The following is a 12,901-nucleotide window of genomic DNA, read 5'->3' on the forward strand; positions in this document are numbered from 1 at the left end:
TCAAAGGCTACCGTCCACAGTTCTACTTCCGTACAACTGACGTAACTGGTGACATCTCTCTACCAGAAGGCGTAGAAATGGTAATGCCAGGCGACAACATCCAAATGCAAGTTGAGCTAATCGCTCCTATCGCTATGGATGAAGGCCTACGTTTCGCTATCCGTGAAGGTGGCCGTACTGTAGGTGCTGGTGTTGTTGCTAAGATCTTCGACTAATTCTTAACGAATTAAACGAATGTCTTCGGAAAATCTTGAATTAGATTTGACGAACCAGTATCAAAAAGGGCATCATTTGATGCCCTTTTTCTGCACTCAATATTATTTTAGCTGTTTTCTTGTTCAAAATTTGGTTGAGAGTAGAGCAAGATTAAGCGGAGAGGCTTAATCTTAAGAGAGTAACGCTGATTTTATCAGCGATATGGAGTTTGCCCTGCAACAGCGGGGTTATTGTCGTCTATATTAAGACTTGTGACAGGTTGGTTTATGAAAGCAAATAATGCTGAAACTCCTGATAGCTCAAACGCAGCAGATACGTTTAAGTGGATTGCCGCTTTCGTATTGGCAGCGGCCGCTGTTGTGGGTAATTACCTGTATGGTGAAATGTCTGTAGTTGTTCGTGCTGCAGGCGTTGTTGTTCTTATTGCAGCTGCCCTAGGTGTTGCTGCGACAACGACTAAAGGTAAAGCAGCGATCAGTTTTGCAAAAGAATCTCGTATGGAAGTTCGTAAGGTTGTTTGGCCTACACGCCAAGAAACCATGCAAACGACACTGATTGTTTTAGCTGTAAGTATTGTAATGGCTCTAGTGCTATGGGGAATTGACGGCATCATGGTTCGTTTAGTTGCTCTAGCAACTGGGGTATAGAGGGTAGTGATTCATGAGTGAAGCTCCAAAAAAACGCTGGTATGTAGTTCAAGCCTTCTCTGGATTTGAAGGTCGTGTAGCTCAGTCTCTACGTGAGCATATCAAAATGCACGCTATGGAAGAGCTATTCGGTGAAGTACTAGTTCCTACTGAAGAAGTAGTGGAAATGCGCGCGGGTCAGCGTCGTAAATCTGAACGTAAGTTTTTCCCAGGCTACGTCCTTGTTCAGATGATTATGAACGATGAATCATGGCACCTAGTACGCAGTGTGCCGCGTGTCATGGGCTTCATTGGTGGTACCTCAGACCGTCCAGCACCTATCACAGATAAAGAAGCTGACGCGATTCTTAACCGTCTCGAGAAAGCGAGTGAGTCTCCTCGTCCTCGTACAATGTACGAAGCGGGCGAAGTGGTACGTGTTAACGAAGGTCCATTTGCTGACTTCAATGGTACTGTTGAAGAAGTGGATTACGAGAAGAGCCGCCTGAAAGTGTCTGTATCGATCTTTGGTCGTGCAACACCAGTTGAGCTTGAATTTGGTCAAGTTGAAAAACTTGATTAAAAAAACACCTTTTTAAGGGTTGTCTAAGGCGCGAATTATGACTATAATTTCGCGCCTTTTTACTTCTCATGAAGTAAAGAGATTTTACGTAAACGGGGAGCTGGTCAGCAGACTAGCGTTTGAACCCAAACTTTAGGAAATATCATGGCTAAGAAAGTTGAAGCTTACATCAAGCTACAAGTTGCTGCTGGCGCTGCGAACCCAAGTCCACCAGTTGGTCCTGCTCTAGGTCAACACGGTGTGAACATCATGGAATTCTGTAAAGCGTTCAACGCAAAAACAGAATCTATTGAGAAAGGTCTACCAACTCCAGTAGTTATTACAGTATACAGCGACCGTTCTTTCACGTTCGTAACTAAGACTCCACCTGCTGCTGTTCTTCTTAAGAAAGCTGCTGGCGTTAAGTCTGGTTCTGGTCGTCCAAACACTGAAAAAGTGGGCACTGTAACTGACGCTCAAATCCAAGAAATCGCAGAAACTAAAGCTGCTGATATGACTGGTGCTGACATCGAAGCGATGAAGCGTTCTATCGCTGGTACTGCTCGTTCAATGGGCCTAGTGGTAGAGGGTTAATAAGATGGCAAAACTAACTAAGCGCATGCGCGTAATCCGCGAAAAAGTTGACGTAACTAAAGAATACGAAATCAACGAAGCTGTTGCTCTTCTTCAAGAACTAGCTACTGCTAAATTCGTTGAGTCTGTAGACGTTGCTGTTAACCTAGGCATCGATGCTCGTAAATCTGACCAGAACGTACGTGGTGCAACTGTACTACCTCACGGTACTGGTCGCGAAATCCGCGTTGCAGTGTTCACTCAAGGTGCAAACGCTGAAGCAGCTAAAGAAGCTGGCGCAGACATCGTTGGTATGGAAGATCTTGCTGAGCAAGTTAAGAAAGGCGAAATGAACTTCGACGTAGTTGTTGCTTCTCCAGATGCAATGCGCGTTGTAGGTCAACTAGGTACTATCCTAGGTCCTCGCGGTCTAATGCCAAACCCTAAAGTTGGTACTGTAACTCCTAACGTTGCTGAAGCGGTTAAGAACGCTAAAGCTGGTCAGGTTCGTTACCGTAACGACAAAAACGGCATCATCCACACTACTATCGGTAAAGCAAACTTCTCTGCTGAGCAGATCAAAGAAAACCTAGAAGCTCTTCTAGTTGCTCTGAAGAAAGCTAAGCCATCTTCAGCGAAAGGTACTTTCCTGAAGAAAGTAAGCATCTCTACTACTATGGGTGCTGGTGTTGCTGTTGATCAGGCTAGCCTGAACACTCAAGCATAATTTATTTGCTTAGGCGCAAAATTTGTGTATAATTTTGCGCCTAATATTTGTGGTTGGGGCTGAACATTGGTTCTTTGAACTGTCTCCTAGTTCGAAATGAATTAAGACCCAGTCTCCGTCCAAGACCGTAGGTGTTTGTTCTCAAAACAAACTTAATCATCCTACGTAGATGGTGCCCGAACTGACAGAAAGCTCTATGTAAATAGTTAACTTTCTTCTGGGAATGCACCTCAATAGCTCTCACTGTCGTGATGATAGTGAGTGGTGTAACGACAACCAGGAGTAAATCCAAGATGGCTTTAAACCTTCAAGACAAAAAAGCAATTGTTGCTGAAGTCAACGAAGCTGCCAGTGGTGCACTTTCTGCAGTTGTAGCTGATTCTCGTGGCGTTGAAGTTGGCGCGATGACTTCTCTACGTAAACAAGCTCGCGAAGCGGGTGTTTACATGAAAGTCGTGCGTAACACTCTAGCACGTCGTGCGGTTCAGGGTACAGACTACGAGTGTCTAACTGACACTTTCACTGGTCCTACTCTAATCGCGTTCTCTAACGAGCACCCAGGTGCTGCAGCGCGTCTTTTCAAAGACTTCGCTAAAGAGAACAAAGATTTCGAGATCAAAGCTGCTGCATTTGAAGGCGCTTTAACTGACGCTGAAGTACTAGCAACACTACCAACTTACGACGAAGCAATCGCACGCCTAATGATGTGCATGAAAGAAGCTTCTGCTGGCAAGCTGGTACGTACTATCGCTGCTATCCGCGATCAAAAAGAAGAAGCAGCGGCTTAAGCCTTGCTTTTTACTGGTTGCAAAATAAACTTATTGTTGACTTAAAAGAGAATTGTTATGTCTATTACTAACGAGCAAATCCTAGACGCAGTTGCAGAAATGTCTGTAATGCAAGTTGTTGAACTAATCGAAGCTATGGAAGAGAAATTCGGTGTATCTGCTGCTGCTGCAGTAGTTGCAGGTGGCGCAGCAGGCGGCGAAGCTGCAGCTGAGCAAACTGAATTTGACGTAATCCTAACTGCAGCTGGCGGCAACAAAGTTGCTGTTATCAAAGCAGTACGTGGCGCAACTGGCCTAGGTCTTAAAGAAGCTAAAGCTCTTGTAGACGGCGCTCCAGCACCTCTAAAAGAAGGCGTTGAGAAAGCTGAAGCTGAAGCTCTTAAAGCTCAGCTAGAAGAAGCAGGCGCTTCTGTTGAAGTTAAGTAATTATTACTTAATTTCATAGCCTAACGGCTAATGGCTGGTGGTTTTTTAACCACCGGCCTTTTTGCGCTGTAGGGCATGAGCGAATTTTCCCGCTGTTTAAGCGTCTCATGTCCATGCAAAAAACATTTCATTCCTACGCAATGAGATGTCACTACAGTAAACAGCTATTTAGTCACTGTCCCTTACCCCCCTTAAGTAACTAGGTGCGGGCGGACGGTTTGGGTCACTTATCAGCGAGCTGAGGAACCCCATGGTTTACTCTTATACCGAGAAAAAGCGCATCCGTAAGGACTTTGGTACTCGTCCACAAGTTTTGGACATTCCATACCTGCTATCGATCCAGCTCGATTCGTTCGACAAATTCATCGAACAGGATCCTGAAGGTCAATACGGTCTTGAAGCTGCTTTCCGTTCTGTATTTCCAATTCAGAGCTACAACGGCAATTCTGAGCTGCAATACGTTAGCTACCGTCTTGGTGAGCCAGTTTTTGACGTTAAAGAATGTCAAATCCGCGGTGTAACTTACTCAAAGCCACTACGTGTAAAACTACGCCTAGTTATCTTTGATAAAGACGCGCCAGCAGGTACTGTAAAAGACATTAAAGAACAAGAAGTCTACATGGGCGAAATTCCGCTTATGACAGACAATGGTACCTTCGTAATTAACGGTACCGAGAGGGTTATCGTATCCCAGCTGCACCGAAGCCCAGGCGTGTTCTTCGACAGCGATAAGGGTAAGACCCACTCTTCAGGTAAAGTTCTATACAACGCACGTGTAATTCCTTACCGTGGCTCATGGTTAGACTTTGAGTTCGATCCTAAGGATAACTTATACGTACGTATTGACCGTCGTCGTAAGCTACCAGCTTCGATCATCCTTCGTGCACTTGGTAAAACGTCAGAAGAAATCCTAGATATCTTCTTCGAGAAAGTGAACTTCGAAGTGAAAGACCAAACTCTACTAATGGAGTTGGTTCCTGATCGTCTACGTGGTGAAACTGCGTCATTCGACATCGAAGCGAACGGTAAAACTTACGTTGAGCAAGGTCGTCGTGTAACGGCTCGTCATATCCGCCAACTAGAAAAAGATGGCGTTGATCACATCGAAGTACCAGTTGAGTACATCGTTGGTAAAGTTGCATCGAAAGATTACATCAACGAAGCAACAGGCGAGATCATTGTTAACGCTAACCAGGAAATTAGCCTGGAAGCACTAGCGAACCTATCTCAGGCTGGCCACAAATCACTAGAAACGTTGTTCACCAACGATCTAGACCACGGTCCATTCATGTCAGAAACACTACGTATCGACAGCACTGTTGATCGTATTTCTGCATTGGTAGAAATCTACCGCATGATGCGCCCTGGCGAGCCACCAACAAAAGAAGCTGCAGAAGCACTATTCGAAAGCCTATTCTTCTCTGAAGAGCGTTACGACCTATCGACTGTTGGTCGTATGAAGTTCAACAGCTCTATCGGCCGTGAAGATGCTCAAGAGCAAGGCACACTTGACGAGCTAGACATCGTTGAAGTGATGAAGAAGCTTATCGCGATCCGTAACGGTAAAGGCGAAGTGGACGATATCGACCACCTTGGCAACCGTCGTATCCGTTCTGTAGGCGAAATGGCTGAGAACCAGTTCCGTGTAGGTCTAGTACGTGTTGAGCGCGCAGTTAAAGAGCGTCTAAGCCTAGGCGATCTTGACGCAATCATGCCTCAAGACCTGATCAACGCGAAACCAATCTCTGCAGCTGTTAAAGAATTCTTTGGCTCTTCACAGCTTTCACAGTTCATGGACCAAAACAACCCGCTATCAGAAGTAACGCACAAGCGTCGTATTTCTGCATTGGGTCCTGGTGGTCTAACTCGTGAACGTGCTGGCTTCGAAGTACGTGACGTACACGTAACTCACTACGGTCGTCTATGTCCTATCGAAACGCCGGAAGGTCCAAACATCGGTCTGATCAACTCTCTATCTGCGTTTGCGCGTTGTAACGAGTACGGTTTCCTAGAGACACCATACCGTCGCGTTGTAGATGGCGTTGTTACAGACGAAGTAGATTACCTATCTGCAATCGAAGAAGGCCAATTCGTTATCGCACAGGCTAACGCTGCGCTAACTGAAGAAGGCGGTTTTGCAGATGAGCTGATCACAGCTCGTCAAAAAGGTGAATCTGGTCTACACCCTCGTGAGCACGCTCAGTACATGGACGTTGCGACAAACCAGGTTGTATCTATCGCTGCATCGCTTATCCCGTTCCTAGAACACGATGATGCGAACCGTGCATTGATGGGTGCGAACATGCAACGTCAGGCAGTTCCAACACTGAAAGCTGACAAACCGCTTGTTGGTACTGGTATTGAACGTAACGTAGCAGTTGACTCAGGTGTAACTGCAGTTGCTAAACGTGGTGGTGTAATCCAGTCAGTAGATGCTTCTCGTATCGTTGTTAAAGTGAACGAAGAAGAGCTAGTACCAGGCGAAGCTGGTATCGACATCTACAACCTGACTAAATACACACGTTCTAACCAGAACACATGTATTAACCAGCGCCCATGTGTGATGCCAGGTGAACCTGTATCACGCGGTGACGTTCTTGCTGATGGTCCTTCAACAGACCTTGGTGAACTAGCGCTTGGTCAAAACATGCGTATCGCGTTCATGCCTTGGAACGGTTACAACTTCGAAGACTCGATCTTAGTATCTGAGCGCGTAGTTCAAGAAGACCGTTTCACGACTATCCACATCCAAGAACTTACTTGTGTGGCGCGTGATACTAAGCTTGGTTCTGAAGAGATCACAGCTGATATTCCAAACGTAGGTGAATCTGCTCTGTCTAAACTAGACGAGTCAGGTATCGTTTACATCGGTGCTGAAGTTAAGGGTGGCGACATCCTAGTTGGTAAAGTAACCCCTAAAGGTGAAACTCAGCTAACGCCTGAAGAGAAGCTACTACGTGCAATCTTCGGTGAAAAAGCATCTGACGTTAAAGATACTTCACTACGTGTACCTAACTCTGTATCAGGTACGATTATCGACGTTCAAGTCTTCACTCGCGATGGCGTAGAGAAAGACAAGCGTGCGCTTGAAATCGAACAAATGCAGCTTAAAGAAGCGAAGAAAGACCTAACTGAAGAATTCCAGATTCTTGAGGGTGGCCTTCTAAACCGTGTTCGCGCTGTACTGATCGATGGTGGTTACTCTGAAGCGAAACTAGACACGACTGATCGTAAGAAGTGGCTAGAACTAACGCTAGAAGACGATGCACTACAATCACAGCTTGAGCAACTTGCTGAGCAGTGGGACGAGCTAAAAGCTGACTTCGATAAGAAATTCGAAACTAAGCGTCGCAAGATCACTCAAGGTGATGATCTAGCACCTGGCGTACTGAAGATCGTTAAGGTTTACCTAGCGGTTAAACGTCGCATCCAGCCTGGTGATAAGATGGCGGGTCGTCACGGTAACAAGGGTGTAATCTCTAAGATCAACCCTGTTGAAGACATGCCATACGATGAGAAAGGTCAGCCTGTAGACATCGTACTTAACCCACTGGGTGTACCTTCGCGTATGAACATCGGTCAGATCCTAGAAGTACACTTAGGTCTGGCTGCGAAAGGTATCGGTGACAAGATCAACCAGATGGTTAAAGAGCAGCAAGAACTAGCGAAATTCCGCGAGTTCCTACAAAAAGTTTACGATCTAGGCGAAACTCGCCAGAAAGTAGACATTGCTTCTCTATCTGATGACGAAGTTCGTACTCTGATCAAGAACCTACGTGGCGGTCTACCAATCGCGACTCCAGTATTTGACGGTGCACCAGAAGCGTCTATTAAAGCGCTACTGAAACTAGCAGACCTACCAGAATCTGGTCAGCTAAAACTGTTTGATGGTCGCACGGGTGACCAGTTTGAGCGTCCTGTAACTGTAGGTTACATGTACATGCTGAAACTGAACCACCTTGTTGATGACAAGATGCACGCTCGTTCAACTGGTTCGTACAGCCTAGTAACTCAGCAACCACTTGGTGGTAAAGCTCAGTTCGGTGGTCAGCGTTTCGGTGAGATGGAAGTATGGGCACTAGAAGCATACGGTGCTGCTTACACTCTACAAGAAATGCTAACGGTTAAGTCGGATGACGTTAACGGCCGTACTAAGATGTACAAAAACATCGTAGACGGTAACCACAGCATGGAACCTGGTATGCCAGAATCGTTCAACGTACTATTGAAAGAGATTCGCTCGCTAGGTATCAACATCGAGCTAGAAGACGAAGAGTAATCTCTTTTCTCTTGACCAAGGTTGAGAGAACCAAAAAGCGATTATTTGGTAGAAGGTGCTCACTTTAGCGAGTGAGCTCCTTTTAACTCCTTACAGGAGCTGATTGTGAAAGACTTATTAAACTTTCTAAAAGCACAGCATAAGACCGAAGAATTTGATGCTATCAAAATCGGTCTATCTTCTCCGGACATGATCCGTTCATGGTCTTTCGGTGAAGTTAAAAAACCTGAAACGATCAACTATCGTACGTTCAAACCTGAGCGCGATGGTCTTTTCTGTGCGCGTATCTTTGGTCCAGTTAAAGACTACGAATGTCTTTGTGGTAAATACAAGCGCCTGAAGCACCGTGGTGTTATCTGTGAGAAGTGTGGTGTAGAAGTTACACAAACTAAAGTTCGTCGTGACCGTATGGGCCACATCGAGCTAGCATCACCAGTAGCTCACATCTGGTTCCTAAAATCGCTACCGTCTCGTATCGGTCTACTAATGGATATCCCACTACGTGATATCGAGCGTGTTCTTTACTTCGAAATGTACGTAGTAACTGAACCGGGTATGACTGATCTAGAAAAATCTCAGATGCTTACTGAAGAAGAGTATCTGGATCGTCTAGAAGAGTGGGGTGATGAGTTCACTGCTAAGATGGGTGCAGAAGCTATCAAGGACCTACTAGGTTCTATGGATATGCACGCTGAAGCTGAACAAATGCGCGAAGAGCTAGAAACAACTAACTCTGAAACTAAGCGTAAGAAAGTCACTAAGCGCCTGAAACTGGTAGAAGCGTTTATTCAATCTGGTAACAACCCAGAGTGGATGATCCTGACTGTACTTCCAGTTCTTCCGCCAGATCTACGTCCTCTAGTACCACTAGATGGCGGTCGTTTTGCGACTTCAGATCTGAACGACCTATACCGTCGTGTGATCAACCGTAACAACCGTTTGAAGCGTCTTCTAGAGCTAGCTGCTCCGGACATCATCGTACGTAACGAAAAACGTATGCTGCAAGAGTCTGTTGATGCGCTACTAGATAACGGTCGTCGTGGTCGTGCGATCACAGGTTCTAACAAGCGTCCTCTGAAATCTCTTGCTGATATGATCAAGGGTAAACAAGGTCGTTTCCGTCAGAACCTTCTAGGTAAACGTGTAGACTACTCTGGCCGTTCTGTAATCACAGTAGGTCCATACCTTCGTCTACACCAGTGTGGTCTTCCTAAGAAGATGGCACTTGAGCTATTCAAACCATTTATCTACAGCAAGCTAGAGACTCGTGGTCTTGCGACTACAATCAAAGCTGCTAAGAAAATGGTAGAGCGTGAAGAAGCGGTAGTTTGGGATATCCTAGACGAAGTAATCCGTGAACACCCAGTACTATTGAACCGTGCACCTACACTTCACCGTCTAGGTATCCAGGCGTTCGAACCAGTACTAATCGAAGGTAAAGCGATTCAGCTACACCCACTAGTGTGTGCGGCGTACAACGCGGACTTCGATGGTGACCAAATGGCGGTTCACGTACCTCTAACTCTAGAGGCACAGCTTGAAGCTCGTACTCTGATGATGTCGACAAACAACATTCTGTCGCCAGCGTCAGGTGATCCGATCATCGTACCTTCTCAGGACGTTGTATTGGGTCTGTATTACATGACTCGTGACAAGATCAACGTGAAAGGCGAAGGCATGTACCTTTCTGGCCCAGCAGAGGCTGAGAAAGCATACCGCACTAAGACCGCTGAACTACACGCACGCGTTAAAGTACGTATTACAGAAACAGTTGTAGACGAAGACGGCAATAGCACAACAGAGACTAAGATGGTTGATACAACTATCGGTCGTGCAATGCTATGGCAAATCGTGCCAGCTGGTCTACCGTACAGCATCGTTAACCAAAAGCTAGGTAAGAAGCAAATCTCTAACCTACTAAACGAGGCGTACCGTAAGCTAGGTCTGAAAGACACTGTAATCTTCGCTGACCAAATCATGTACACAGGTTTCGCATACGCGGCACTATCTGGTGTATCTGTTGGTATCGACGATATGGTTGTACCGCCAGCTAAGTACACTGAAATCGCAGAAGCGGAAGAAGAAGTACGTGAAATCCAGGAGCAATACCAATCTGGTCTTGTTACTGCGGGCGAACGATACAACAAAGTTATCGATATCTGGGCATCGACCAATGATCGCGTAGCAAAAGCGATGATGGCAAACCTTTCATCTGAAACGGTAGTTAACCGTGACGGTGAAGAAGAGCAACAAGAATCGTTTAACAGCATCTACATGATGGCTGACTCGGGTGCTCGTGGTTCTGCAGCTCAGATTCGTCAGCTAGCGGGTATGCGTGGTCTGATGGCGCGTCCAGATGGTTCAATCATCGAAACGCCGATCACAGCGAACTTTAAAGAAGGTCTAAACGTACTTCAGTACTTTATCTCAACGCACGGTGCTCGTAAGGGTCTTGCGGATACGGCACTGAAAACAGCGAACTCGGGTTACCTAACTCGTCGTCTAGTAGACGTTGCTCAAGACGTTGTTGTAACTGAACATGACTGTGGCACTCACGAGGGTGTTGACATGATGCCTCACATCGAGGATGGTGATGTTAAAGTTGCACTAACTGAGCTAGCGCTAGGTCGTGTAGTAGCTGAAGACGTTCTTAAGCCAGGTACAGAAGATGTTCTGATCCCACGTAACACTCTAATTGATGAGAAGTGGTGTCAGATCATGGAAGAGAACTCAGTAGACAGCATGAAAGTGCGCTCTGTAGTTACTTGTGATTCTGACTTCGGTTGTTGTGCACAGTGTTACGGTCGTGACCTAGCACGTGGTCACCTAGTGAACCAAGGTGAAGCAGTTGGTGTAATCGCTGCTCAGTCTATCGGTGAACCGGGTACACAGCTTACGATGCGTACGTTCCACATCGGTGGTGCGGCATCTACTGCAGCAGCAGAGAACAGCATCCAAGCGAAGACAACTGGTACAGTTAAACTGCACAACGCTAAGTTCGTAATCAACAAAGATAAGAAGCTAGTAATCACGTCTCGTGCATCTGAGCTAACTATCATTGATGAATTCGGTCGTACTAAAGAGAAGCACAAACTTCCTTACGGTTCGATGCTGAGCAAAGGCGACAACGACGCAGTAACAGCTGGTGAAGTTGTTGCTAACTGGGAAGCGCACACCATGCCAATCATCACTGAAGTGGCAGGTCGCATCCAGTTCGTAGACATGATTGACGGTGTTACAGTTTCTCGTCAAACAGATGACCTAACAGGTCTATCTTCAAGCGAAGTAACTGACCCAGCAGCTCGCCCAGCAGCAGGTAAAGATATGCGTCCAGCTATCAAACTTGTTGATGAGCAAGGTAACGATGTAATGATCCCTGGTACAGAAATGCCAGCTCACTACTTCCTACCTGGTAAAGCGATTGTAAACATCGAAGATGGCGCTGAAGTTGGCATTGGTGATACACTATCTCGTATCCCTCAGAAATCTGGCGGTAACAAAGATATCACCGGTGGTCTACCACGCGTAGCTGACCTATTCGAAGCTCGTAAGCCTAAAGAGCCTGCGATCCTTGCTGAGCACACAGGTACTGTGAGCTTCGGTAAAGAAACGAAAGGTAAGCGTCGTCTAGTTATCACTCGCGACAGCGGTGATACTTACGAAGAGATGATTCCTAAGCATCGTCAGTTGAACGTATTTGAAGGTGAGCGTGTTGAACGTGGTGACGTGATCGCAGATGGTCCAGAGTCTCCACATGACATTCTACGTCTACGTGGCGTACACGCTGTAACTCAGTACATCGCTAACGAAGTACAAGAAGTTTACCGTCTACAAGGCGTTAAGATTAACGATAAGCACATCGAGACTATCGTTCGTCAAATGCTACGTAAGTGTACAATTACTCACGCTGGTGACTCTGAGTTCCTACCTGGTGAGCAAGTTGAATACTCACAAGTTAAGATTGCTAACCGTAACCTAGAAGCTGAAGGCAAAGAGCCTGCACGTTTCGAGCGTGAGCTACTAGGTATCACTAAGGCATCTCTAGCGACTGAGTCATTCATCTCTGCGGCATCGTTCCAGGAGACAACTCGCGTACTAACAGAAGCTGCGGTTTCTGGTAAGCGTGATGACCTACGTGGTCTGAAAGAGAACGTAATTGTTGGTCGTCTGATCCCAGCTGGTACTGGTTTCGCATACCACCAAGATCGTCAAGCTAAACGTGCTGAAGCGCAAGAAGGTCCATCTGCTGAGCAAGCAACAGATAACCTAGCTGCACTTCTAAACGCAGGCTTCTCTTCTGACGAGTAATCGTTAAGAGCTTAAAAGAAAAGGCACCCTCGGGTGCCTTTTTTGTTTTTGGGAGCAAAGGTTAGAACGCTACGCTTCGAGATGCGGGAATGCTTCGCTTACGGAATCGAGCTCTGTGCCTTGGGAGAGTCGTGAAAGTTATTTTGACTAAGAGGGCGTTGACGGGACTTGTTCCTAAAAAGACAAAATGAATCCCGAATCCCGAATCCCGAATCCCGAATCCCGAATCCCGAATCCCGAATCCCGAATCCCGAATCCCGAATCCCGAATCCCGAATCCCGAATCCCGAATCCCGAATCCCGGCTTCCCGCTTCTCGCTTCCCGCTTCCCGCTTCCCGCTCCCCGCTTCTCGCTTCCCGCTTCCCCCTCCCTGCCTCTCGCCTCCCTCTTCCCGCC

General features: G+C 46.5%; 8 protein-coding genes and 1 pseudogene. All 9 read left to right on the plus strand.

Annotated elements, in window-relative coordinates:
• Positions 1–215: pseudogene (locus ATB78_RS26950) on the plus strand (elongation factor Tu); the annotation flags it as partial.
• Between the two features lie 267 nt (positions 216–482).
• Complete coding sequence (gene secE, locus ATB78_RS26955; RefSeq protein WP_005440549.1) at positions 483–863, plus strand: preprotein translocase subunit SecE; 381 nt, start codon at positions 483–485, stop codon at positions 861–863.
• 13 nt (positions 864–876) lie between these two features.
• On the plus strand, positions 877–1,425 hold the full coding sequence (gene nusG, locus ATB78_RS26960) for a transcription termination/antitermination protein NusG (RefSeq protein WP_005440551.1): 549 nt from the start codon (positions 877–879) through the stop codon (positions 1,423–1,425).
• Positions 1,426–1,569: 144 nt separating this feature from the next.
• A complete protein-coding gene (gene rplK, locus ATB78_RS26965; RefSeq protein ID WP_005440554.1) occupies positions 1,570–1,998 on the plus strand; it encodes a 50S ribosomal protein L11 in 429 nt (142 codons plus the stop codon).
• Positions 1,999–2,002: 4 nt separating this feature from the next.
• Positions 2,003–2,704, plus strand: a complete 702-nt coding sequence (gene rplA, locus ATB78_RS26970) for a 50S ribosomal protein L1 (protein ID WP_005384683.1) — start codon at positions 2,003–2,005, stop codon at positions 2,702–2,704.
• A 293-nt stretch (positions 2,705–2,997) separates the two neighbouring features.
• Positions 2,998–3,492 carry a 50S ribosomal protein L10 gene (gene rplJ / locus ATB78_RS26975; RefSeq protein WP_009705464.1) on the plus strand — a complete coding sequence of 165 codons (495 nt, stop codon included), beginning with the start codon at positions 2,998–3,000 and terminating at the stop codon, positions 3,490–3,492.
• A 57-nt stretch (positions 3,493–3,549) separates the two neighbouring features.
• A complete protein-coding gene (rplL, locus tag ATB78_RS26980) occupies positions 3,550–3,918 on the plus strand; it encodes a 50S ribosomal protein L7/L12 (RefSeq protein WP_009705465.1) in 369 nt (122 codons plus the stop codon).
• 250 nt (positions 3,919–4,168) lie between these two features.
• Positions 4,169–8,197: a DNA-directed RNA polymerase subunit beta gene (rpoB, locus tag ATB78_RS26985; RefSeq protein ID WP_039842891.1), complete on the plus strand. Its 4,029-nt coding sequence runs from the start codon at positions 4,169–4,171 to the stop codon at positions 8,195–8,197.
• A 105-nt stretch (positions 8,198–8,302) separates the two neighbouring features.
• Positions 8,303–12,505, plus strand: a complete 4,203-nt coding sequence (gene rpoC, locus ATB78_RS26990; protein WP_061011078.1) for a DNA-directed RNA polymerase subunit beta' — start codon at positions 8,303–8,305, stop codon at positions 12,503–12,505.
• Positions 12,506–12,901: the final 396 nt, after the last annotated feature.

Source organism: Vibrio sp. CUB2 (genome assembly GCF_001557945.1).
Lineage (GTDB): Bacteria > Pseudomonadota > Gammaproteobacteria > Enterobacterales > Vibrionaceae > Vibrio > Vibrio owensii.